General features: G+C 57.6%; 18 protein-coding genes. 14 read left to right on the top strand and 4 right to left on the bottom strand.

Translation table 11 applies throughout. The features are described from left to right. The first annotated feature begins 210 nt into the window (after positions 1 to 210). Positions 211 to 1,095 (top strand): DNA alkylation repair protein, encoded by an 885-nt coding sequence (locus tag COMA1_RS06335; RefSeq protein ID WP_176697891.1) that lies wholly within the window; start codon positions 211 to 213, stop codon positions 1,093 to 1,095. Positions 1,096 to 1,203: 108 nt separating this feature from the next. Here COMA1_RS06335 and COMA1_RS06330 read toward each other — a convergent pair whose 3' ends face one another. Together COMA1_RS06330 and COMA1_RS06325 are read right to left on the bottom strand one after the other, a co-directional pair. Further along, on the bottom strand, positions 1,204 to 1,917 hold the full coding sequence (locus COMA1_RS06330; protein WP_090745366.1) for a PEP-CTERM sorting domain-containing protein: 714 nt from the start codon (positions 1,915 to 1,917) through the stop codon (positions 1,204 to 1,206). A gap of 135 nt (positions 1,918 to 2,052) precedes the next feature. Continuing rightward, positions 2,053 to 3,174, bottom strand: coding sequence for a lipocalin-like domain-containing protein (locus COMA1_RS06325; protein WP_090745363.1), 1,122 nt, complete (start codon positions 3,172 to 3,174; stop codon positions 2,053 to 2,055). 188 nt (positions 3,175 to 3,362) lie between these two features. Here COMA1_RS06325 and COMA1_RS06320 point away from each other — a divergent pair, with 188 nt between their 5' ends. The 6 genes from COMA1_RS06320 (at position 3,363) to COMA1_RS06305 (ending at position 7,136) form a co-directional block, all read left to right on the top strand. Next, on the top strand, positions 3,363 to 4,052 hold the full coding sequence (locus tag COMA1_RS06320) for an LON peptidase substrate-binding domain-containing protein (protein ID WP_090745360.1): 690 nt from the start codon (positions 3,363 to 3,365) through the stop codon (positions 4,050 to 4,052). Positions 4,053 to 4,064: 12 nt separating this feature from the next. After that, positions 4,065 to 4,229 (top strand): hypothetical protein, encoded by a 165-nt coding sequence (locus COMA1_RS21025; RefSeq protein WP_176697890.1) that lies wholly within the window; start codon positions 4,065 to 4,067, stop codon positions 4,227 to 4,229. 12 nt (positions 4,230 to 4,241) lie between these two features. Then, positions 4,242 to 4,406 (top strand): hypothetical protein, encoded by a 165-nt coding sequence (locus COMA1_RS21020; protein ID WP_176697889.1) that lies wholly within the window; start codon positions 4,242 to 4,244, stop codon positions 4,404 to 4,406. Next, positions 4,407 to 5,381 (top strand): ATP-binding cassette domain-containing protein, encoded by a 975-nt coding sequence (locus tag COMA1_RS06315; RefSeq protein WP_090745357.1) that lies wholly within the window; start codon positions 4,407 to 4,409, stop codon positions 5,379 to 5,381. It begins immediately after the preceding gene. 12 nt (positions 5,382 to 5,393) lie between these two features. Beyond that, positions 5,394 to 6,173 carry an ABC transporter permease gene (locus COMA1_RS06310; RefSeq protein WP_090745354.1) on the top strand — a complete coding sequence of 260 codons (780 nt, stop codon included), beginning with the start codon at positions 5,394 to 5,396 and terminating at the stop codon, positions 6,171 to 6,173. A gap of 93 nt (positions 6,174 to 6,266) precedes the next feature. Further along, positions 6,267 to 7,136 carry a SirB1 family protein gene (locus COMA1_RS06305; protein ID WP_176697888.1) on the top strand — a complete coding sequence of 290 codons (870 nt, stop codon included), beginning with the start codon at positions 6,267 to 6,269 and terminating at the stop codon, positions 7,134 to 7,136. Positions 7,137 to 7,329: 193 nt separating this feature from the next. On the opposite strand, the gene COMA1_RS06300 is transcribed toward COMA1_RS06305, so the two are convergent. Both COMA1_RS06300 and COMA1_RS06295 read right to left on the bottom strand, forming a co-directional pair. Next, complete coding sequence (locus COMA1_RS06300) at positions 7,330 to 8,085, bottom strand: MBL fold metallo-hydrolase (RefSeq protein ID WP_090745348.1); 756 nt, start codon at positions 8,083 to 8,085, stop codon at positions 7,330 to 7,332. Between the two features lie 14 nt (positions 8,086 to 8,099). Then, positions 8,100 to 11,471, bottom strand: coding sequence for an ATP-binding protein (locus COMA1_RS06295; RefSeq protein WP_090745345.1), 3,372 nt, complete (start codon positions 11,469 to 11,471; stop codon positions 8,100 to 8,102). A gap of 235 nt (positions 11,472 to 11,706) precedes the next feature. Between COMA1_RS06295 and COMA1_RS06290 the strand changes: the two genes are divergently transcribed. The 7 genes from COMA1_RS06290 (at position 11,707) to COMA1_RS06245 (ending at position 23,310) form a co-directional block, all read left to right on the top strand. Then, positions 11,707 to 12,369 carry a HEAT repeat domain-containing protein gene (locus tag COMA1_RS06290; protein ID WP_090745342.1) on the top strand — a complete coding sequence of 221 codons (663 nt, stop codon included), beginning with the start codon at positions 11,707 to 11,709 and terminating at the stop codon, positions 12,367 to 12,369. 990 nt (positions 12,370 to 13,359) lie between these two features. Beyond that, positions 13,360 to 15,393 carry a beta strand repeat-containing protein gene (locus COMA1_RS06275; RefSeq protein ID WP_090745332.1) on the top strand — a complete coding sequence of 678 codons (2,034 nt, stop codon included), beginning with the start codon at positions 13,360 to 13,362 and terminating at the stop codon, positions 15,391 to 15,393. A gap of 141 nt (positions 15,394 to 15,534) precedes the next feature. Beyond that, positions 15,535 to 17,028: a calcium-binding protein gene (locus COMA1_RS06270; RefSeq protein WP_090745329.1), complete on the top strand. Its 1,494-nt coding sequence runs from the start codon at positions 15,535 to 15,537 to the stop codon at positions 17,026 to 17,028. A gap of 793 nt (positions 17,029 to 17,821) precedes the next feature. Continuing rightward, a complete protein-coding gene (locus tag COMA1_RS06265) occupies positions 17,822 to 18,103 on the top strand; it encodes a hypothetical protein (RefSeq protein WP_090745325.1) in 282 nt (93 codons plus the stop codon). A gap of 177 nt (positions 18,104 to 18,280) precedes the next feature. Then, complete coding sequence (locus COMA1_RS21795; RefSeq protein WP_090745319.1) at positions 18,281 to 19,936, top strand: calcium-binding protein; 1,656 nt, start codon at positions 18,281 to 18,283, stop codon at positions 19,934 to 19,936. A 131-nt stretch (positions 19,937 to 20,067) separates the two neighbouring features. Beyond that, the gene (locus tag COMA1_RS06250) at positions 20,068 to 21,900 is read left to right on the top strand and encodes a calcium-binding protein (RefSeq protein WP_141654238.1); all 1,833 of its coding nucleotides are present in this window, start codon (positions 20,068 to 20,070) and stop codon (positions 21,898 to 21,900) included. A gap of 138 nt (positions 21,901 to 22,038) precedes the next feature. After that, positions 22,039 to 23,310, top strand: coding sequence for a calcium-binding protein (locus COMA1_RS06245; RefSeq protein WP_090745311.1), 1,272 nt, complete (start codon positions 22,039 to 22,041; stop codon positions 23,308 to 23,310). The last annotated feature ends 425 nt before the right edge of the window (positions 23,311 to 23,735 follow it).

Genomic DNA, 23,735 nt, shown 5'->3' with positions numbered 1-23,735 from the left:
GAGCAGACACGCCCTGATCTCGTGGATACATCGCACGGCATGCCGGTGTATGGACCAGAGTTTTTTCAGCAACTGAGCAAGAACTTGTACGGGTAGGTGGATTAGGGTCAGACATGAGCACTGACTTATTTGGGCCATGAAATCGAAGCATACCCTGACATCTCGCTCACAGGTTGACTTATTCACTCGAGGACGGAAATAACTCTCCCCATGCCTCGGAAACACAATACAATCAATCAACCACGCCTTCCCTCCGCCCCTCGCTCGATCCAGAAAGGCAGCTCACTCGCGGATTTGCTCGACCGGGAAGCGATCGAATGTCTGACGCACAATATCCGTCTCGTCTATCCCAATTTTGACGGCGAGGCTTTCCAGCGATCGGCGTTAAAAGGCTTGAAACCACTCAGCATCATGCAGCGCGGGCATCATCTGGCGAAGGCCCTGCATGAGCATCTGCCGGCACGCTATGACCAGGCCGTTCGGATTCTGCTCAAGTCACTCACTCCGCCGCAGACAAGTACGGAGGATCTGGGACTAGCCGTGTTTTTCTATCTACCGCATGTGAGCTTTGTCGCGACTTATGGACTGGATTCGGCACATAACGACGGGCATGATCCGTTTGAAACCTCAATGATGGCCCAATACGAACTCACGAAGCGCTTCAGCGCGGAATTCTCCATCCGCCCCTTTCTCATTCGATGGCCGGAGCGCACGCTGGCGATATTGATGGAATGGACCGAGGACCCAGATCCCCATGTACGGCGGCTCTGTTCGGAAGGAACACGCCCGCGTCTCCCCTGGGCGACCAGGATCCCGGCCTTTATCAAAGACCCTCGTCCGGTGCTACCGATTCTTGAAACGCTCAGGGATGATCCCGATCTCTATGTCCGGCGCAGTGTGGCCAATCACCTCGGCGACATTGCCAAGGACCATCCCAGCCTGGCATTCAAACTCTGCGAACGATGGCTTGAGGGCGCACCGAAGGAGCGAAAGTGGTTGCTGCGCCATGCCGTGCGCCATCCTGCCAAGAAAGGAGTGACGGCGGCACTACGAATACGAAAGCTGGCGAAATGCCCCCCGGAACATTCCCAATAAGACACCTGGGTGCCAGCGACTTGCGCAATTCTTGATCAGCACGTAACAGCATAAGGAGCCGCTCGACTGCGCTCGCAGCCGAACCGGCAACCCCGCCACTGTAGGATGTTATGATCGTAGACCTTGGAGAGTGCGCCATCGAGTGAGTCCGAACCCAACGAGCCCCGTCAAGAGTAGGAATACCGTGCCAGGCTCGGGAACTGCGGCTGCTGCGCTGGTACGCACATCGAAAAATAAGGCCGGTGCATCACCGATAAGTTGGAAAGGACCTGCGGGATGGTTCTGCGTTCCCCAATCGGATCCATAAACCACGCGAACCTGACTTGTACCAAATGTCACAGCGGGATCCAGTACCGGCTCTGCGCCGGTCGGATTATTGATAGGGTCAAAAAAGAAATCCCGATAGCCACCGCCATTGGGGTTGAATACGACATTACGGATCGTCTCCCCTCCTGCAAAGGTCAAGTTCTTCAACGTAAGGTCAACGGAAAAAGTGGTAGGGTCTAGAGTGGTATCGACATTCTCAATCCGCACGACAAAGGTATCTTGATCGAACCAGTTGACATACACCGTAAACATGCCCTGTTCGTCGTGAACAAAATCACCGCTTCCAAAGCTTTGCCCGATATGTTGACCGGCATCAATTTCCACGCCAGACACCGGTGTTCCGATAACGGTTCCCTGGATTTGAAATTTTCCGGTAATCGACGTTGCCTGTGCCTCACCAACCGATAAGGAAATGGCAGCACCCAGCACAGCCGCCAAACCTGTGAACGCCAACAAGGTTTTTTGAAGATAGTGCGCACAGAAGAGAGAGGGCATGGGGTCCTCCTATGTAATGGTGGCTAACAGGGGGAGGAGTATAGGCTACGTATTCTTACATTTTCAATGGATGACTGGGGAGGGCATCTGCACTACCGATCATGGCTTCGCTGATACGACCTCGTGGGGGTAGCGCTACATCTTCAAACGCTCAGCATACCCGGTTAACTCGACGTAGCCTTGGCCCTTTATGGGCCGACCTTGCTTGCTCCCTGTCACCGCCACCGCTCCCTCCCAATAGGAGACTCGGCTGCTGCGCGACGTGCGCAACTCCTGATCGGCAAGCAGCGGAACAACGTTCAGTACGACGTCAAGAGATGGGAATTTCACCTGCCATTTAGCCGGATACGTCGCGTTGCTCTCGACGCTGGTCCAGGTGCCGCTCGATTCGATCTGAAAGTCCGCCACGTCCATATGACGACTCCGTCCGTCAGAGAAGACGACCGTGCCGCTCGATGCCAGATCGGACGATCCATCTTTCAACCGCATGCGGTAGAGCATGAGCTCGGTGTTGTCTTCTAACTGAATACTGAACCAATCCCAGCCGACTTGATCGGCCCCAAGGTCCCCTGACCCGAACTCATGATCCATCCAACTGAGACCGGTGACATCGAAGGATTCTCCATCGATCGTCAACCTCCCATTCGTGATGAGCCTCGTGAACGAATAGTAGTGAGAGGCCTGGCCTACCTCTTTCCCCTTCCGACTGATGCCAGCCGCACCGTGTGCAACCAGAGGCTTAGCTGGTTGCAGCGTCAGCTCAAGGGTCTGTGTTGCATCTTTGGCGACCAGAGTGTGAGCCCCTAACTGATCCGTCGCGGCCTCGGCTCGCCAATCATCGATCCAAACTCTGAGTTTCGATTCGTCGGCCCCCGCCTTCCCCAGGCCCTCACGACTGAGCTTCTCCGAGTAATGAAATCGCTTGCCCTTGATGTCGGTCACCGCAAAATGGGCCAGATATAGATCCTTCACCGACCATTTGGAGGGGAGCGTGGTTACATCCTCAGGCGGAATACCGCGTCGAAAAAACGTCAATTCGAAGCCAAATGACCGGCCGTCCTGAGCATGCAGGTGACCGGTGTAGTACCACCATTCGGTCCGATAGGTCGGATGCGAGCCATGGTCCCTTGGAAAGGTGTACTGGTATCCGGCCGTCGCCGGCTGGAAAGGGGTAGGCGCGGCACTTGCGCCAACTACCAGCGCGACCGCGACACTCAGCCAGGCCCCAACTATTCCGATCCGCCAAGAATTGATCACACCCTGCCTCGCCTCCTAGTCCACGGTCAAGTCTTTCGCGTGACGGGAGCCCCCATCCGCTCCGGTTATACCACGCGTCGAGTCCATGAACCAATCGGCAGTCTGAGAGCGGTGTTTCGCATTTCATTCCACATCAGTGGCCAAGCACCAGCGTTGACAATTTTCACAAGCGTCAGCTATCGTGGCCCATGCAAACTGATCATGAGCGGGGGCCGTCTGGTCGAAGCTCGTCCAAAACCATTGAACCGTTTCCTATTCCCGATCGGCTTCCTGTGTTTCCGTTACCGAATGTGGTCTTTTTCCCGAAAACCTATCTCCCACTCCACATTTTTGAACCTCGGTATCGCCAGATGGTGGCTGATGTCACGGTGGGCGGCCAATGTATCGCCATGGCGCTCCTGAAGGAAGGGTGGGAGCCCGACTATTATGGCAACCCGGCTATCTTTCCTGCGCTCTGTGTCGGACGAATCGTCAGCGTACAGCCCTTACCGGATGGTCGCTCCAACATCTTACTGCAAGGCCTGGAACGGTGCGAGCTCACCAATGAGCACTTCGATAAACCCTATCGCGAAGCCACAATTCGGATCACGCCCATGTGCACCGAAGAAGGGTTGACCACGAATGTACGGAAGGCGTTGATTGACGTGCTCGGACGATACCTGCAACAACGAGAGGACAGTGCGGCGTGGCAAGGATTCTTCCGCGAAGAAGTCAGTGATGAAGTCTTGGTGAACACTCTATCAACCTATTTGGACTGTACCCCATTGGAAAAACAATTTCTGCTGGAAGCCGAGGGGCTGCACCAGCGCGCTCGCCGATTGAACGATCTCGTTCAATTCATGCTACACGAGCATCAAGGCCTAACGGGTTGGGACTAAAGGGATCGTACGATGGCTCTCAACGTCAACCATCTCCGTACATCCGATTTAGCCTCTACTCCGTTGGAAAAACAATTTCTACTGGAGGCCGAGGGGCTGCACCGGCGCGCTCGTCGATTGAACAATCTCGTTCAATTCATACTGCACGAGCATCATGGCCTAACGGGTTGGGACTAACTGGATCGTACGATGGCTCTCAACGTCAACCACCTCCGTACATCCGATTTAGCCTCTACTCCGTTGGAAAAACAATTTCTGCTGGAGGCCGAGGGGCTGCACCAGCGCGCTCGTCGATTGAACAATCTCGTTCAATTCATACTGCACGAGCGTCATGGCATAAAAGGCTGGGACTAAATGGACCGTATGATCGCGATCGACGTCAACCGTCTCTGTAAAACCTATGACAGCCATAAAGCTGTCGATGACCTCTCGTTCCAGGTCTACGCCGGAGAAATTTTCGGCTTACTGGGGCCGAACGGCGCGGGCAAGAGCACAACCCTGCGTACGCTGATCACGCTGCTGCACCCCACATCGGGGACGGCCACCGTGATGGGGCACGACACCGTGCGTGAAGCGGATACGGTCCGGACCCTTATCGGGTATGTCCCGCAAGAACGGGCGATCGATCGCTTTCTGACCGGTCGTGAACACCTGCAGCTCCTGGGTGCGCTCTATCATTTGACAAAAGACGAAGCCACGAGGCGCATCAACGAACTCCTGAAATTAGTGGACTTGGAAGACCATGCCGACAGACCAGCCAAAACCTATTCCGGCGGCATGAAGCGCAAACTCGACATCGCCTGTGGTCTATTGCCTAACCCAAAGATTTTGTTTCTCGACGAACCCACTCTAGGGCTCGACGTCCAGAGTCGACTCCGCATTTGGGAATATGTCCGGATGCTCAAAGCCCGTGGCATGACGGTCGTCATGACGACCAACTATCTGGATGAGGCCGATCAACTGTGTGATCGGCTGGCGATCATCGACGGCGGCAAGATTAAAACGCTCGGGTCTCCGGTCGAGCTCAAGATCGCGCTTGGAGGGGACATCGTATCCCTGACCCTCAAGGAACTGGATCGGATCCCATCACTGGAGACCGATTTGAAAGGCCGTCCGGCGATCACATCCGTCCGCACGACCACCAAAGGCCTGGACATCAGGGTGGAGTCGCCCGAGAAGGCGCTGCCCGCCATTCTCGAAGCAGCCAATCGATTAGGCTGCAGCATTGAATTCATTCAATACAACCGACCGCGCCTGGACGATGTGTTCATCGCCCATACGGGCCGAGCCATTACCGAATCGACCCCCGAAGCCGAGTCGGCGTCATAATTAAGGAGTCACGTGGAGCACTATTGGCAAGAAATCAACGCATTGACCATGCGATGGGTCCGTCGGCTCAGCCGAGAAAAATTCAGCATGCTGTTCACCCTGGTGCAGCCGATGTTGTTTTGGCTCATCTTCTTCGGCAATCTCTTTCAGCGGGCTGCGGACACCCAGGTGATGCAGGCGCCCAACTACATCAGCTTCCTTGCTGCCGGTGTCGTCATCATGACGGTCCTGAACAACGGCTTGGCCGGTGGGGTCGATCTGCTGTTTGATAAGGAAAACGGTTTCCTCGAACGATTGATGTCCACGCCGATCCATCGCACCTCCGTCATTCTCAGCCGGTTCATCTTCGTCATGGCGATTACGTCCATGCAGGTCCTCGTGATTCTCGGTGTGTCGTACCTGTTCGGTGTCCATCCGGCAACCGGGATCCTTGGCGTCGCGACTATTCTGTTGATCGGCATGATGTTCGGCGTCGGCTTGACGGCCATTTCCATGGCCATGGCCTTCTCCGTGAAGAGTCACGGGGATTTCTTTTCCGTCCTAGGATTTCTGTCGCTGCCCATGATTTTCCTCAGCTCTGCGCTGGTGCCGCTCAACGCCATGCCCGGCTGGATGAGCTTTCTTGCCCAATTCAACCCGATGACCTGGGCGATCGATGCCGTACGCCCGTTGATCTTGTCAGGCTGGACCGAAGCCTTGCCGCACGTCGGTATGGTGATTCTGGTCATGCTCGTATTCGATGCCCTCTGTCTCTATGGCGGAGCCAAAGCGTTCCGGCGAGCCATGGGATAATCCCACCGATGATGCCCTGATCTCTTGACTGACGCCGTAATCCGTCGGATGATAACGGTATCGGTGTCAGTCGGCAGGGCTGTGACCGACTCTATGCGTGACATGATGATCCCGGAAAGTCAGATACGTGCCTTGATTCGCCTTCTCTCTGATGAGGACGACCGCATCGTCCGCACCATCAGCGGAAGACTAATTGATATCGGTCCTTCAGCCGTCCCGCTTCTCCAAGAAGCGGAAATTGAACAGCCTGAAATGGCTGACCGCATTGCCTCCGTTCTCGAGGAAATTCGAGGAAGCAAGCTGGAGGAAGAACTGACGGAGCTGGCTGCCCTGCCGGATGAGGCCATGAGTCTTGAAACTGGTGCGTTTCTGATCGCACGCTACGCCTATCCGGCGCTTGACGTAGCTCGCTATCATGACCAATTGGATACCATGGCTGCTGAAGTTCGGGCCCGTATCGGCCAGCGGGCCTCCGGGGAAGAGGCCGTCAACGCTCTTAACCGCTATCTGTTCACAGAGCAAGGATTTAAAGGCAACACCAAGAACTATTATGAGGTTGAAAACAGCTATCTCAATTGCGTCATGGACCGACGAGTCGGGATCCCGATCAGTCTGTCGGTTGTGTACCTGCTCATCGGGAAACGGCTCGCCTTTCCGCTCTTCGGCATCGGTATGCCGGGACATTTTTTGGTGAAGTACGAGTCCGACCGGTACAACATCTTCATCGACTGCTTCAACGGTGGAGCCCTGCTGACGGAAAAAAACTGCGCTCGGTTCCTCACTGAGGCGGGGTACGGGTTTGAAGAGAAATATCTCGAAAAAAGTCAGGTTCGGGCGATTTTGTCACGCATGCTCAAAAACCTCTTGGCTATTTACGCCAAGGCCGACGACTCCGTGAAGATCACTCGGTTGACCAAGTTCATTGAGATCCTTGGCGGCGCACCCCGCGAAGAAGGCCTCTAACAGACTGCTGAAAAATTCCCCCGCTACGTTCTTGCTCAGCAACTCACCGCATTGAAGCCTACGCCTCGCCACTAGACTCGCTGCCGTCTTGCTGGACAGCCTTTTTTGAACAGTCAGTAGGAAACACTCGTCTGACATTCAGATAAGCTAATCAGGCCATCCCAGCACACCCAGAAAGCTTTCCACCAACCTGCTAAAGCTTAATCGTGAGGAGATCCTTTCCCTTCCAAATCTTGCCGTGGTACTCCTCACCGGCCTGAGCTTTGACATCGTAGCGGTCCGCAATCGGGTAAAAATGCGAGAGGACGAGTTGCCCCACTCCGGCCTCCTTCGCCACCTGTCCGCACTGTCCGGCGTGCAGATGAGCGGCCCCTGGGCGATTAGCTGGGAACGAGCAATCGAGCACGGCAAGATCGGCATCTTTACAGAGTGAGATCACGGCATCACAGTACTGCGTATCTCCCGAATAGACGACTGATTTCCCACGGTATTCGATTCGATACCCGACCGCCGTGAGATCCGGCACATGGTCCATGAGTTTGGGAGTGATGCGAGTGCTCCCGATCGAGAAGGGTTTCGTAGAGACTTCCTTGAAAGTGACGGTGAAGGGTGCCGATGAAAAGCTGGGAAAGCTCTGCATGATCGTCCGTAAGAGTCGGATCGTGCCCTTAGGACCGATCAGGGTCATCCCAGGCCGATGCCCACCTCCATATTTGGCATAGATGACCGCGTCGAAAAAGAAAGTGATGAAGTCGGAGAAGTGGTCGGCGTGAAAATGGGAGAACAAGATGTGGGTGATCTTGTGCCGGTTCACCCCGGATTTGATCAGATTCATCAACGTGCGCGGGCCGAAATCAAGAATGAGTGATTGATCCGTGCGCACCAGATACCCGGCTGCGGCACGCGTAGGATGGACGTTGGTTCCAGAACCAAGAATCGTCAAGCGCATCGGTCAGCACTCCGTTACGATAAGCTGCCAAGGAGAGCGCGTGCATCAGTGAGGTCTGGGTTCGCACCGTGCTGTCCAAACCTGGAATAGACCGAGCTGAGCGTACGTCGAGCCAGATCACGCTGGTTCTGTTTCTTCAACAGTTTTGCCAGACTTGTGGCCGCGCGGAGTTCCAGCATCAGTGCATGTTGGATCTGAGCAATCTCCATGGCCTTCATAAAACACTGTTCCGCTTGAGCGATCAGGCAGTCTGATTGGGCAAGAAGGAGCTCACCTTTCAGCCGAAGGAGTTCCGCGTGCCAACAGGCTTCCCCTTGAGCGTGAACCAGTGCGAGGGCTTCTTCAATCACCCTTACTCCCTCGTCGATCTGCTGTTTCCGCACATACACGTCGGCAAGCATCGCCAATGCCTGCGTATGGCTCAGTGATGCCTTGGCTTCACGTGCGGCGGCAATTCCCTTGAGGAGCCTCACCAGACCGTCCTCGTTTCCCATCTCGAACATGGCCCATCCCTGACACGATGTCGCCCAGGCCAAAAGGACTTCAAACGAGCCCTTCCTGGAAACCACAGTGGCTTCCTCAGCCAAGCTGAATGTTCGAGCTGCGTCACGCAGGGTTGCATAGACCCAGGACGCAGCCGTGAGAGTAAACGCCAGGGTGAAGGGGTGTGCCAATTTCCTCGCCATCTCGATGGCCTCTTGCGCCAGCACTTCAACCTCATCGACCTCGCCCAGGATCCACGATGTCTTTGCCAGGATCGTTCGTGCCGTGATGCCGACCTCCAGAGAGTAGGGCATTTTTGGTGAATCATGTTGAGTGATGACCGTGCGCAAATGATTCCTTGCCTCAACGAGTTTGCCGAGGAAAGATGCGGTCAACCCGACATTGGAATGAGCCCGAACGAGCACTTCCGGATCTGGGTGGCGCTGAGCCCACGCAAAGAGATCGTCGGCCATATCGCGCGCGGTGAGGAGTGGCCCCCTGACAAGATGAAAGCTCCATAAGGACGACATGGTGACGAAGTGTTGCACCGAGTCAGGATTCTCCTGTGACAACTCCTTCGCTCTGAGAAAATTGTGTTTCACCTCATCCGACGCATAGCCTTTAGACGTAATTATGGTGCGGCCACGCCCGAGAAGGAGGTCCAATTCCGATGCTTTTCGCTCGGGAGCAAGCGGCATCTGCGCCAGGAGGTCCAACGCTTTATCAAAGTAGAGAATCGCCTCGACATTAGCCGACCGTTCCTCAGCCCGTCGAGCCGCAAGCGCGGAATACTTGATGGCCGGACCAATCATGCCAGCCTGTTCGTAGTGATGCGCCAGCAACTCCGGCTCTCTCGCCGTCCGCTCTATAAATTTGCTCTCAAGCGTTTGCGCAATACGTAGATGGAGCGTGCGCCGAGCGGCCTTGGGCAGGATGCCGTAGGCCGCATCCTGGATCAATGCATGCCGAAACACGTACTTGGCAAGCGGAATCTCCCCCTCCTGCACCATAAGCCCCGAGGCACAGAGCGTCTGGAGGCCATCCTCTAACTCCCGTTCAGCGACATCGACCAGTTCCCGGATCAGTTCATATCCAAACTCCCGCCCAAGCGCGGCGCCGATTTGGGCGATCTCTTTGGCCAGACCGAGTCGGTCGATCCGTTCCGTCAGCAGGGCCTGCAGCGAGTCCGGGATGGTGAAGTCTTTGAGTGGGGCCTTCAACCGGAAGGCCTGCGGCTCCTCGATCAGCAGTCGTGACTTGATCACACTGTCCGTGAGTTCTTCGACATAGAGCGGAACGCCCTCGGTCTTGGCGAGAATCATCTGCTCGACTTCGAGCGGAAGCGCTTTTCCGCCTGCCGTAGAGACAAGGAGCTCGGCGCTCTGTCGACGGGAGAGCCGACTAAGTGTCAGGGCCATCACCTGATTTAACTCGGACCACGTGGAGTTGAAGTCCGGGCGAGCGGTGATCACCAGCAAGGCCGGTATCCGCTGAATAGCGCCGATGGCGCGTGTCAGCAACTCCATGCTCGTCGGGTCAATCCAATGGACATCCTCCACGATACACAAGGTCGGGCACTGCACCGCCCGGCTCTGCAAGAGTTGCAGGAGCGCCTCCAGCATCAGCTCTTTGCGCTTGTCGGGCGAGAGCATGACCGGAGCGCGCTGGTCGCCGACAGGAATGGAGAGAAGATTCCCAAGGAGTGTCACCGTAAGGGGGTCATGCAGGCCGCTGGTGGCGGCGAAGGTCTCGAGTTTCTGCCACTGCGTGGCGGGACGATCCTCGCCGGTGACGCCGATGACCCGTCGAAGATGATTGATCACGGGATAGAGCGCGGTCTTGGTATGGTGCGGTGAGCATTGCAAGGTGATGATGTAATGACGCGCGTCCCTCAGCTGCTCACCGAGACGCCAGACCAGCTTGGACTTTCCAATGCCGGCCTCGCCGGACAATAACACTACCCGCCCTTCCCCCTCGACGGCCTCGCGCCAGCGAGTAAGCAACAGCGCGAGTTCGCTTTCTCGACCGATAAAATGGGTTTGCCGACCTGAGCGATAGGATTCGAATCGACTGGCCGAGACATGCCTCCCAACGACCTGCCAGGCCTGAATCGGCTGGTCGAATCCTTTGAGCGCGACGGCACCGCAGTCCGCACACGCAAACTCGTTGCCGACGAGACTTCTCGTGGTTGCGTCAATGATCACGTGATTGGGCGCTGCCAGCGACTGAAGCCGTGCGGCGAGATTGGGCGTTTCCCCGAACACCGATCGTTCCTGAGCCGTGTCGGTGCCGATCAGCTCCCCCACGAGCACCTGACCGGTCGCAATCCCGATGCGAACCGCAAGGTCCTGCCCCTGCGCCCCATCACGGGAAAGGGTCTTCACCAGATCCAGTACGGCCAGTCCGGCATGGATCGCCCGCTCCGCATCGTGCTCATGGGCCTGCGGGTAGCCAAAATAGACCAACAGGCCATCCCCCATGTATTTCGCGATATAGCCATGAAATCGACTGACCGCGTGGCTACAGGTTTCCAAAAACTGCCGGATGATCGGTTGAACCTCTTCGGGGTCCAATCGACTGGCCAAGGCCGTGGACCCCACGAGGTCACAAAACATGACGGTCAATTGGCGCCGTTCGGCTAACTCTCGACCAGACACAGGCGGAGGAAATGGAGAAGCGGTTGGAGTGGGTTGAGCCGTCGCATGACCGCTGTCTCCCTGTTGGACCAGTTCTGCGATGGCGCGCCGGAGCTTCTTGCGATGGCCAAGCAGCACCCCTAACGACGTCAAATCCTCGTCGGTCAGTTCGGGCAAGACGTCCCAGGTGATGGCGTGCTGCGCAAACGCCTCGTGATAGTGCGCAAGACCGAGACTGTCGAGCCAGACTGAGACGCGATCATTCATAGCGATCTGCGCCCACGAGCGATGGCCACTGCTGTATCGTCATGTGGATCGGCACCTCGTTCACGTACTGCAAATAGTCGTTCAGACTCGTGATGAACCATACCGACGACAATCACTCCCCGAGTATGACCACAGCCACAGACTCTGTCAATTTCACACCGATGCCCTCACCCGCCACCAGGCACGAGTCGATTCGTTGACGACGAATCGATCGTGCCCGTATGATCGTTTACCCATGATCAAAGCACGGCATCACGAAACGGGACAAGTCAATCCGGCGCTGCTCGTCCCCGTTGTCATCCTGCTCATCACGGCAGTCTGGATCTGGAAACGGCTCACACCGGACCAGCAAGACTACCTGGTCGATCAAGCCGTGCCGATGGTGGCGATCGGGATCGTGATGGCCCTCCTCCTCTTCATTCCGCTCAACACGTTTCGTCGCCGACGTGCCAGATCGCAGGAACGCACTCGCCTGCTGGCCTTATTTGAACGTGCCCCGGGACAGGAGAAGCGGCTGGATCTGGCTTTTGCCCTGCTGGAAAACAATAATTACCAAATCGATGGATTGGATTCAGCGGTTCCCGCGCTGAAGGAACTCTTTGCCACCACCTTACAGCGTGCCCTAGGCGACAAGCAGCATCGCATCAGAGGCATGGCAGCCAGTCACCTTGGCGCGTTACAAGATCGGTCCGTGATCCCGCTGCTCGTGAAGGCACTAGAGGATGACCATGCCTACGTGCGCTCCTGCGCGGCCTTGGGGCTCGGACGACTCCGCGCGACCGAAGCCCGCGAACGGTTGAAGACAGCCATGGAACACGATTGGGACCAAACTGTCAGGAGCCGTGCCAGAGAAGCACTGGAACGGCTGCGTGACGAGACATCACGCCAACAGACCTGATTATGCCGAGGCTCATCGCTCTCCCCCTCCCCTGAATATTCTTCTCACCATGAGCGCCTCCTCGATCCGCAGCAAGACTCTTTCTCTTGCAGCCGGTCATCAGACATCTCGCTTACTCACATACATGTTCTTGTTCAACACCCCTGTTGCTCCTCTCTTGCTCAATCTTCCCGCACATCCTTTTAGATACGTCTCCATATCTTTTTGGATATGCCTTTTGTAAAGCGGCGGGTTGAAATCGGCGCGCGTCCTTGCGCACCGATCGTCCTATCTCGTTGAAGCGCTGGATAATTTCCCCTGTTCTCTGGTCGTGAATCCAGCCTGGCACTGATGTTGCCATAATCCTCTGCATCGGGCGGCTGGAGCCCACCGGACTCGCCGCTCCTCCGGAGCCACTCAACCCGGGAGAGCGATTGGCAAGGAGGAGCGGGAGGGAGGTGGCACAGTCCAACCGGAAATGAAGCAGGAGTCTCGCGTCTATTGCGCGGGACTCGCAAACAGAAACAACACGGAGACGAAAGGACAATGATCATGCACGACACGGACATCATCGCAATCTGGCTTTGCTCAGTGAGTGCGGGAATGCTGCTCACGCTCCTGATAACACAGATCGCCTCGGCACCAAACCGAAGAAGCCACATGTACCACGCAGCACCTGCTCAGCTTACGCAGGACACGAGTGACGAACTGAGAGGGGGCGTGGTCCAGACAGCGCACGACCCGGCCCTCACCCTCGTGTCGACGCCATCAGCAAGGGACACCCCGCGTGCCGTGCCAGACCACAGAGCACGCGATCAGGACCAAGCCGCCTGATGCACAGGGTCGGAGACCGGGCACCGAGGGCAGGAGCGCGTAGCTGGACACAGCGAACTCGGAATAACACAGGAGGGAGCCTGAGATCTCAAGAGAGACCAGCTCCCCCGCAACCACCACACATCCGGGCCGGCATGAGCCGGCCCGGCAAACAACAAAGATCAAGGAGTACACATCATGGCAAACATCATTGGCACGAACAGCAATAATACCCTCAACGGCACCACCAGTGCGGACACCATCATTGGCCGGGCGGGCAACGATACGTTGAATGGCTCAGGCGGAAATGACCGCCTGAATGGAGGCACGGGCACCGACATCTTGAACGGCGGCACCGGCATCGACACCGCTGACTATAGCAACCTCGTCATCAACGGCACGACCTACATCGGCGCCACCGCCGGCGTGACCGTCAACCTCGGGCTGACCGGCGCCCAGAACACCGGCGGCGCTGGGACCGATACGCTCACAAGCATGGAGAACGTGATTGGGACAAATTTCGCCGATCGCCTCACGGGGAACAGTGCGAACAACGTGCTCTCAGGCTTGGCGGGCAACGATACGTTAGTCGGTGGGAGTGGAAATGACCAGCTGAACGGAGGCAGTGGCAACGACCGTGTGGATGGTGGCACTGGCATTGACACGGCTGACTACAGCACGGCCACGGCTGCCGTCACGGTGAATCTCGGGAACATCGGGGCACAAAATACGGGAGGCGCCGGGAGCGACACCCTCGTGAGTATTGAGAACCTGATCGGCTCGAACGTGGCCGACAACCTCTTTGGCAATACCGGCAACAACGTGCTCATCGGCCTGTCAGGAAACGACCAGCTCTATGGGGATACCGGCGATGACCGTCTGTCAGGAGGCGCGGGCGACGATAGTCTCGACGGAGGGCTTGGCCTTGACACGGCGGACTACAGCACGGCGACTGCTGCCGTGACAGTGAACCTTGGGGTGACGAACTATCAGAACACCGGTGGAGCTGGGACTGACCTGGTGGTCGATATCGAAAACCTGCTCGGTTCGAACTTCAACGACGTCCTCACCGGCAATACCGGGGCCAATGTGCTCACCGGCGGAGCGGGGAACGACACATTGGACGGAGGCGTCGGCGCCGACGTCATGCAAGGCGGCACAGGGAACGATATCTATCATGTGGACACCCCGGGGGATGCGGTGGTGGAGGCCACGGACGATGCCGCTGGCGGACGGGACACGGTGTATTCGTCCATCACCTCGACGCTCGGGTTCGGCATTGAGCAGCTCGTCCTCGCCGGCACCGCCGCCATTAACGGCACGGGCAACGCGAAGAACAATGACCTCTTCGGCAATGACGCCAAGAATACGCTCTCAGGCCTAGAGGGCAATGATGCCATCTATGGCCAAGGGGGCGAGGACCGCCTCTTTGGGGGTGGGGGCGATGACCAACTCGCCGGCGGCGCCGGCAGCGACATCGTGCATGGGGAAAGCGGTCGCGATCAGCTCTTCGGGGGGAGCGGGGCCGACGTTCTAGACGGAGGAGCTGGGGCTGACACCATGACCGGCGGCCTCGACGACGATGAATATATCGTGGATGACCTGGGCGATGTGGTGGTGGAGACCCGTGACGATCTGGCGGGCGGAGCCGATGAGGTGTATTCGTCCGTAACTCATACGCTGGGCTTCGGCATTGAAACCCTCATCTTAACCGGCACGGCCGCCATCAACGGTACAGGCAACACAAAGGGCAATCCCTTGAATGGCAACAACGCTAACAACGTCCTCTCAGGTTTGGATGGTAGGGATTTTCTTTATGGCGAGGGAGGCGCTGATCAGCTCAACGGTGGCAACGGGGATGACTTTCTGAACGGTGGGCTCGGGGCGGATCGCCTGAGCGGCGGTGCAGGGAACGATCTGTTCAACTATGAAGGCATCCCCGATAGCCCGTCTGGCACAGGCCGGGATACCATCCTCGATTTTACCGGAGCTGGGGCGGCTGTGGGCGACGTGATCAATCTGCAAGTGATCGATGCGAATACCTTGCTAGCTGGCAACCAGGCCTTCACCTACATTGGGAGTGGAGCATTTACGGCGGCGGGACAGCTCCGCTATAGCGGCGGCGTGTTGCAGGGCGATGTCGATGGGAATGGCGTCGCGGATATCGAAATTCAGTTGCTCGGCAGCCCGGCGCTCTCTGTCAGTGGGACCGGCACGGACATCTTGTTGTAAAGCACGTGGTTTCACCCAGGGACCTGATCCTGAATTGAACCACAGGGACCGGCACCACGTAAGCCTCTCTCGTAAATAAGATGAAGACCCGGGTCGGGAAGAACCGGCCCGGAATACCAGACACATCAAGGAGATTCCATCATGGCAAACATAATCGGCACGAACAGCAACAATACGCTCAACGGCACCACCAGTGCGGACACCATCATTGGCCGGGCGGGTAACGATACCTTGAATGGCTCGGGCGGAAACGACCGCCTGAATGGAGGCACGGGCACCGACATCTTGAACGGCGGCACCGGGATCGATACCGCGGACTACAGCAACGTAGTGATCAACGGCACGACCTACATCGGCGCCACCGCCGGGGTGACCGTCAACCTTGGCCTAACAGGGGCCCAAAATACCGGCGGCGCCGGGACCGATACGCTCACCAGTATCGAAAACGCGATCGGCACCAACTTCGCCGACCGCCTCACGGGCAACAGTGCGAATAACGTGCTGACCGGCTTGGCAGGCAACGATACGTTAATCGGCGGTGGCGGGAACGATCAGCTCACAGGCGGAAGCGGCAATGACCGGCTAGATGGCGGCACCGGGAGTGACACCGCCGACTACAGCACCGCAACGGCAGGAGTGACCGTTGGCCTCAATCTGACCTTCGCTCAGGACACTGTCGGAGGGGGCGTTGATACCCTCCTGAATCTCGAAAACCTCATCGGTTCGAACTTCGCCGACAAGCTCTTCGGCGATGGCAGCAACAACGTGCTCTCAGGCCTGACGGGAAACGATACGCTCCATGGGAACGACGGTCGGGATACGCTCAATGGAGATGGCGGCGACGACACGCTCTTCGGCGGCACCGGAAGGGATACCTTACGTGGAGGGAGTGGTCTGGATAAGCTCTACGGGGGGAGTGAGGATGATGTCTTGGACGGGGGCTTCGGAGCTGACATCATGGACGGGGGTGATGGAAACGATATCTATTACGTGGACCACATAGGGGATGTGGCAGCAGAGGCGTTTGACGATGACGCGAGTGGGAACTTTGATAGAGTGCAGTCGTCCGTGACACATACCCTAGGTAAAGGAATTGAGGAGCTCTTCCTGACTGGCACAGACGCCATCGATGGTACCGGCAACGCGAAGAGCAATGACATTAAAGGAAGTCAGGCCAACAACGTGCTCTCTGGTCTTGCTGGCGACGACATCATAGAAGGAGGTGGGGGCATGGATCTCCTCGACGGCAACATCGGCGAGGATAGCTTGTATGGGGGAACCGGGGCCGATCTTTTGAGCGGCGGCTCCGGGAACGATGAGTTCTATTATTTCCAAGTTAGCGACAGCCCGGCTGGGACGGGCAAGGATACCATCCTCGACTTTGGCGGCGCCGGTGCAGCGATCGGCGACCATATCTTTCTGGAACCTGTCGATGCCAATAGCATGCTGGTTGGCGACCAAGCCTTCACTTACATCGGCAGCGGAGCCTTTTCGGCGGCGGGGCAGCTCCGCTATGCCGGCGGGCTCTTGCAGGGCGATGTTGATGGGAATGGGGTAGCGGACTTCGAGATTCAGCTGGTCGGCGCCCCGCCGCTATTCGTTGGGGGCGCATTGGGTACCGACATCTACCTGTAAGGGTGAGCCCTCCCCGCCGGACACTGCTCATCAGGAATGGCCAGCGGGGCACGATCCAAGGATTGTCACGACCTTGTCCTCTCTACCAGGCTGCCTGCTCACGAGCGTGCGCACCCTGGTAGTCCTCAGTTGCTCTCGACCTTCACAAGCACGATGATCGCCATGGCCGTGGGCAGGATCCATGGTGCTCAATGAAACCATCCACCGTCATTGCGCCTCAGGGGCTCACGCCTGATTGACATGGTCCGTCGTCGTGACAGCCCTCCGACAGGCCTAGCCGCCCTTTCACCCCCTCCCCTGAATTCCTTCATCACATACAGCGCCTCTTCCACCCGCATTTCTCTCCCGCTGCCAATCAGCAGCCCTCTCGCCAGAACCCGGGTGTACGTCGCATCGACTCCCCTATTTCCTCCCGCTCTTCTTCGCTCTTTCTCCCTATCCTTTCAGATACGTCTCCATATCTTTTCGGATATGCCTTTGGTGAGCCATCTGGATGGGATCGGCACGCGTTCTTGCGCACGGAGCATCACATCTCGTTGAAGTGCCGGAGAATTTCTCCTGTTCTCTGATGATGAATCATCATCTGGCACTGATGTTGCCATACCTCTCTGCATCGGGCGGCTGGAACCTACCGAAATCGCCGCTCCTCCGGATCCACTCAACCTGGGAAAGAGATTGGTGAGGAGAAGAAGGACGCCGGTGGCACAGCGCACATGGATATAAACCACGAGTCACGCGTCAAGAACGCATGACTCCAAAATAAGAACAGCACAGAGAAGAAAGGACAATGATCATGCACGACACGGACATCATCACCATCTGGTTTTGGTCGGTGAGTGCGGGAGTGCTCCTGACACTCCTGATGACACAGATGGCCTCAGCACCAGGCCGCAGGAGCCACGCTCACAACCCAGTGACCGCTCAACTCGAACAGGACGCGGGCAACGAACAAAGAGATGTGCTGGTGCACACAGCGCAGGAACCTGCCCTCACCCTTGTCTCAACATCATGGGCCTGGGGCATTCCACAGGCTGTCCCAGACCAGAGGGCACGCGATCAGGATCAGGCCGCCTGACACACACAGACCGACACAGGGCACCGAGGGCAGGAGCGAATGGCAGAACATCACGAACTTGGAATGACAGAGGAGGGAGTCTGAGATCTCAAGAGAGGCCAACTCCCTCGCAACCACCACACATCCAGGCCGGGATGAGCCGACCCGGAACACGACACTGAAGGAGGAGATTCCATCATGGCACTCATCAACGGGACACCACTCAATGACAGGCTGAACGGAACGACAGGAAGCGATGACATCTATGGGCTTGAGGGGAATGACGTGCTCCTCGGCAACGGCGGTGACGACTACCTCTATGGCGCGGCCGGTATTGACGTACTGCTTGGTGGAGAGGGTATCGACTGGCTAGAGGGTGGGGACGGTAACGACACGCTCGCTGGCGGGAATGGTGATGACCAGTTGGAAGGTCAATCCGGGAACGACAGACTGGAAGGTCACGCTGGTGACGACGTGTTATTGGGGGAAAGCGGCGATGACGTCCTAGGCGGAGGCGATGGCAATGACCACTTGGTTGGTGCCACCGGGGCCGACACGTTGTACGGCGGCAACGGCAACGATAATTACACCATAGAAGACATCGGCGATGTGGCGACAGAATACTCCAATGATGCGCTGGGCGGTGAGGACACCGTGTATGCGTCCATTAGTTACACCTTGGGTTTCGGGTTTGAGTATCTCACGCTAGTTGATCACGCCCCCATCACCGGCACAGGCAACGAGAATGCTAACGTGATCTGGGGCAACGCTGCCAATAATACACTGTTGGGCCTGGCTGGCGACGACAAGCTTTATGGCGGGGAAGGCAGCGACAACTTACAGGGCGGAACGGGGGCCGACTACCTGGACGGCGGGAGCGGGGCCGACCGCATGGAGGGGGGCACCGACGACGATACCTACGTGGTCGACGATCGCTTGGATGTGGTCATCGAGCAGGGGCTCAGCACCGACATCGACACCGTTCAGAGCAGCATCACCTATACCCTGGGCGGAACCGTTGAGCATCTGACCTTGACCGGGACCGCGGCGATCAATGGCACGGGCAATACGACGGCCAATATGCTCTTCGGCAACAGCGCCAACAACATCCTCTCTGGTCTGGCCGGCGATGATCAACTCTATGGTGAAGCCGGCGACGACGTACTGAACGGTGGGACCGGCGCCGACAGTATGGAGGGCGGCGCCGGCAACGACACCTATGTCGTCGACCACCTGCTCGATACCATAATCGACTTGGGCCCGAGTAGCGAGCGTGACACCGTACAGAGCAGCCTCAGCTATACCCTGGGCGGGACGATCGAACATCTCACCCTGACGGGCGCCTCGGCCATCAATGGTACCGGTAATGGGCTGAACAATACCCTCACCGGCAACAGCGCCAATAACGTGCTCTCCGGCCTGAATGGGAACGACGTGCTCCTAGGCGGGGCGGGGAACGATACGTTGCAGGGCGGGAATGGGAACGATGTCCTCACCGGTGGCAGTGGGCGCGATCAACTGAACGGAGGCGCGGGGAACGATCGCTTTGACTACAACGCCGTCAGCGAAAGTCCAACCAGCACAGGCCGCGATGTCATCACCGGGTTTGCCGGCGCGGGGACAGCGCTTGGGGACCAGATCGATCTACGCGATATCGATGCCAATGTGTTGGCGTCTGGCAACCAGGCCTTTACCTGGAGAGGCACCACCCCCGGCGGAGCGGGCACACTCTGGTACAGCGGCGGGGTCCTGTACGGCAACATCGATGGGGACTCGACCCCGGAATTCCAAATTCAGTTGGTGGGGACTCCAGCACTCTCTGTCGGAGGAGCAGGCACGGACATTCTGTTGTGAGCCACAGGGTTTCTGACAGGGCACGGCGACTGAGTCAGCAGGGAATGGCCTACAGGAGCGCCACTCACAACCAAAACGAACAACCCCGACCGGAGTGATCCCGGTCATGAACATACACAAGGGAGACGACCATGGCGATCATCAATGGAACACCTTTCAATGACAACCTGAACGGAACAGCGGGGAACGATGTGCTCAACGGCCTCGATGGCAATGACGTGCTCATCGGGGGCCTGGGCAACGACCAACTCCTCGGCGGCAATGGCCAAGACGCGCTCAGCGGGGATGCGGGCAACGATGTGCTGAACGGCGGAGCTGGGATAGATACCATGAATGGGGGCGCCGGCGATGACACCTACATCGTCGACAATCCTTTTGATGTCGTCGTTGACCCATTCTTGGAAGGGATCGATACGGTCCAGAGCAGCGTCACGTATTCGATCGACAGGACCTTCATCGATCGCCTGACGCTCACGGGAACGGCCGCCATCGATGGCTTCGGCAACGGGCTGAACAATACCCTCACCGGCAACAGTGCCACCAACCTGCTCTGGGGTCTGGCAGGGAACGACACCCTCAACGGTGGGGGTGGCACCGACCAGCTCTTCGGCGGTCTCGGTAACGACGTGCTGAACGGTGGGACCGGCGCCGACATCATGAACGGTGACGCCGGTAACGATATCTATATCGTGGATCATGTGGGCGATAAGACGGTGGAGTTCTTTGCAGAAGATGGCGTGGATACCGTTCAAGCCTCGGTGACCCACACCCTGAACCGGTCGATCGAACATCTCACGCTGACCGGCTCCTCGGCCATCAACGGGACCGGCAACGCCCTGGACAATGAGCTCACCGGCAACAGCGCCAATAACGTGCTTTCGGGTCTGGATGGGGACGACTTCCTCATCGGCATGGATGGGAACGACCAGCTCGTTGGCGGCAACGGCAATGATGATCTCACCGGCGGTTTGGGCACTGATCTACTGAACGGAGGGGGTGGAATTGATACGGCCATGTACAGCGGCCTCGAGATCCTTACTGCGGGCTTCCCCGGTGCGACAGCCGGCGTCACGGTCAACCTCAATCTGGCGGGCGCACAGAACACCGGAGGAGCTGGAATCGACACGCTCGTGAGCATTGAGAATATTACTGGCTCAAAATTCAATGATACCCTCATTGGTAATGGCGCCGACAACGTGCTCTTTGGGCAGTTTGGAAACGATTCCTTGTTGGGCAACGCGGGAAACGACACACTCCTCGGCGGCGAGGGGAACGACCAGCTTATCGGTGGCAGCGGCAACGACCTACTCGTCGGCGGAATCGGAATCGATACCGCCGACTACGGCACGGCAACGGCAGGAGTTACAGTCTACCTCCCTATACCAGAGGCACAGAACACCGGAGGTGCCGGGATCGATACGTTGGTAGGGATTGAGAATCTCATCGGCAGCAATTTCAACGACTCCTTAACCGGCGACTTCGGCAACAACGTGCTGTCCGGTCTGGCAGGGAATGATACCCTTTCCGGCAATGATGGAGATGATGTGCTCACGGGTGGCGCGGGCAACGACACGTTACTGGGCGGCAATGGGAACGACGTGCTCACGGGCGGCAGCGGGCGCGACCAGCTGAACGGAGGCACAGGCAACGATCGCTTTGACTACAACGCAGTCAGCGAGAGTCCCACCAGCACAGGCCGCGATGTCATCACCGGGTTTGCCGGAGCGGGGACAGCGCTGGGCGATCAGATCGATCTGCGAGACATCGATGCCAATACCCTCGTGTCCGGTAACCAGGCCTTTACCTGGAAAGGAGCCACACCCGGCGGCGCAGGTACGCTTTGGTATACCGGTGGCGTGCTGTACGGCAACATTGATGGGGACTCGACCCCAGAGTTCCAGATTCAGCTGGTTGGCAGCCCGGCCCTCTCCGTCGGCGGAGCGGGCACGGATATCTTGCTGTAAAGAGCACGCTTCACGAAAGAAACTGATCCTGTATCGAAAGACTGGGAACGGGTGCCACGTGAGCCGCTCCAACCAAGACGAAGACCCGGGCCGGGATGAGCCGGCCCAGAATACCAGACACATCAAGGAGATTCCATCATGGCAAACATAATCGGCACGAACAGCAACAATACCCTCAACGGCACCGCCAGTGCGGACACCATCATTGGCCGGGCGGGCAACGATACGTTGAATGGCTCGGGCGGAAACGACCGACTGAATGGAGGTACAGGCACCGACATCCTGAACGGCGGCACGGGGATCGACACCGCCGACTACAGCAACGTGGTGATCAACGGCACGACATACATCGGCGCCACCGCCGGCGTGACCGTCAACCTTGGACTGACGGGAGCACAGAACACGGGCGGCGCTGGGACCGACAAGCTCGTCAGCATCGAGAACGTGATCGGGACGAATTTCTCCGACCGCCTCACCGGCAACAGTGCGAACAACGTGCTCTCGGGCTTGGCGGGCAACGATACATTAATCGGAGGTAGTGGAAACGACCACCTGACAGGCGGCAACGGCAATAATCGGTTGGATGGCGGTACCGGAACCGATACTGCCTCGTACAGCACCGCCTCAGCGGGAGTCAGCATTGACCTCAAATATTCGGGTACGCAGAACAACGGCAGTGGCGGCCTCGATACCCTGGTAAACATTGAGAACCTCATTGGCACCAATTTCAACGACAGCCTGTCCGGCAATGGGCTCAACAACATGCTGTCCGGCTTAGCAGGGGATGACGTGCTCCGCGCTTGGGATGGTGGCGAGAATGTGCTAGACGGCGGAGCCGGGGACGACGAGCTTTTCGGAGCTAAGGGGAATGATGTACTCAATGGCGGAGCCGGAACCGATGTCATGAGTGGTGGCAACGGCCATGACCAACTAGACGGTGGGGCCGGAGCCGATATCATGGGCGGCGGGGCCGGCCATGACCGACTCACAGGTGGCAGCGGCATCGATCAGCTCGACGGCAATGAGGGGAACGATGTCCTGCTAGGGGGACTGGGAGCCGATATGCTAAACGGCGGCTCGGGAAACGACATCTTTGATTACAATGCAGCCAGCGACAGCCCCGTTGGAGCGGGCAGAGACGTCATCCAAGACTTTCGCGGAAGCTTTTACTTCGAAGCAGACCGCATCGATCTGCGGGATATCGACGCGAATAGCTTGGTGGCCGGCAACCAGGCCTTTAGCTACATCGGCTTCGATGCCTTTACGGCAGCGGGCCAGCTGCGGTATAGCAGTATTACGGGAATCTTGCAGGGCAATACCGATGCAGATGCGGCGCCTGAATTTGAGATTCAACTCATCGGCGGCCCCGTACTCACCGTTAACAGCGTCGTCACCGACATCCTGCTGTAAGTTCGTGACTCCTCTGCCGGGCGCCTCTGTATAGGGGCGCCCGGCAGCAGGCCGATTCCCTAGCCTCGACATGTCGTGTACGAGCGCCGACGGCACCGGCACGTCCCGTAGGCTGTTTGACCTTCCCTCTTTTTACTTCTTACTTTTTACTTCGCACTCTCCACTTTCCCCTTCTCACCTCCCACGTCTCACTTTTAATTTTTCCCTTCTCACTTTTTACTTCTCCTTTCCCCGTATCCTTTTCGATAGGTCACTTATCCTTTCCGATAAGTCTTTTGAACGCAGTGAGGAACAGATCCGCGAAGGATCACGGGCTCGTAATCATCACATCGTCTTGAAGTAATGCATGCTTTTGCACGTATTGCCTCATTGACTTATCGCGAGATCTCGCATGGCACCGATGTTGCCATACAGATCTGCATCCG

Origin of the sequence: Candidatus Nitrospira nitrosa, assembly GCF_001458735.1 — a bacterium.
In the GTDB taxonomy this organism is placed as follows: Bacteria; Nitrospirota; Nitrospiria; order Nitrospirales; family Nitrospiraceae; genus Nitrospira_D; species Nitrospira_D nitrosa.
This window is presented reverse-complemented; position numbering and strand designations above follow the sequence as displayed.

Excerpts from the sequence above, each read along its gene's own strand:
- COMA1_RS06335 (WP_176697891.1), top strand. The coding sequence starts at position 211 with ATGCCTCGGAAACACAATACAATCAATCAACCACGCCTTCCCTCCGCC.
- COMA1_RS06330 (WP_090745366.1), bottom strand. The coding sequence starts at position 1,917 with ATGCCCTCTCTCTTCTGTGCGCACTATCTTCAAAAAACCTTGTTGGCG.
- COMA1_RS06320 (WP_090745360.1), top strand. The coding sequence starts at position 3,363 with ATGCAAACTGATCATGAGCGGGGGCCGTCTGGTCGAAGCTCGTCCAAA.
- COMA1_RS21025 (WP_176697890.1), top strand. The coding sequence starts at position 4,065 with ATGGCTCTCAACGTCAACCATCTCCGTACATCCGATTTAGCCTCTACT.
- COMA1_RS21020 (WP_176697889.1), top strand. The coding sequence starts at position 4,242 with ATGGCTCTCAACGTCAACCACCTCCGTACATCCGATTTAGCCTCTACT.
- COMA1_RS06315 (WP_090745357.1), top strand. The coding sequence starts at position 4,407 with ATGGACCGTATGATCGCGATCGACGTCAACCGTCTCTGTAAAACCTAT.
- COMA1_RS06305 (WP_176697888.1), top strand. The coding sequence starts at position 6,267 with ATGCGTGACATGATGATCCCGGAAAGTCAGATACGTGCCTTGATTCGC.
- COMA1_RS06300 (WP_090745348.1), bottom strand. The coding sequence starts at position 8,085 with ATGCGCTTGACGATTCTTGGTTCTGGAACCAACGTCCATCCTACGCGT.
- COMA1_RS06295 (WP_090745345.1), bottom strand. The coding sequence starts at position 11,471 with ATGAATGATCGCGTCTCAGTCTGGCTCGACAGTCTCGGTCTTGCGCAC.
- COMA1_RS06290 (WP_090745342.1), top strand. The coding sequence starts at position 11,707 with ATGATCAAAGCACGGCATCACGAAACGGGACAAGTCAATCCGGCGCTG.
- COMA1_RS06275 (WP_090745332.1), top strand. The coding sequence starts at position 13,360 with ATGGCAAACATCATTGGCACGAACAGCAATAATACCCTCAACGGCACC.
- COMA1_RS06270 (WP_090745329.1), top strand. The coding sequence starts at position 15,535 with ATGGCAAACATAATCGGCACGAACAGCAACAATACGCTCAACGGCACC.
- COMA1_RS06265 (WP_090745325.1), top strand. The coding sequence starts at position 17,822 with ATGCACGACACGGACATCATCACCATCTGGTTTTGGTCGGTGAGTGCG.
- COMA1_RS21795 (WP_090745319.1), top strand. The coding sequence starts at position 18,281 with ATGGCACTCATCAACGGGACACCACTCAATGACAGGCTGAACGGAACG.
- COMA1_RS06250 (WP_141654238.1), top strand. The coding sequence starts at position 20,068 with ATGGCGATCATCAATGGAACACCTTTCAATGACAACCTGAACGGAACA.
- COMA1_RS06245 (WP_090745311.1), top strand. The coding sequence starts at position 22,039 with ATGGCAAACATAATCGGCACGAACAGCAACAATACCCTCAACGGCACC.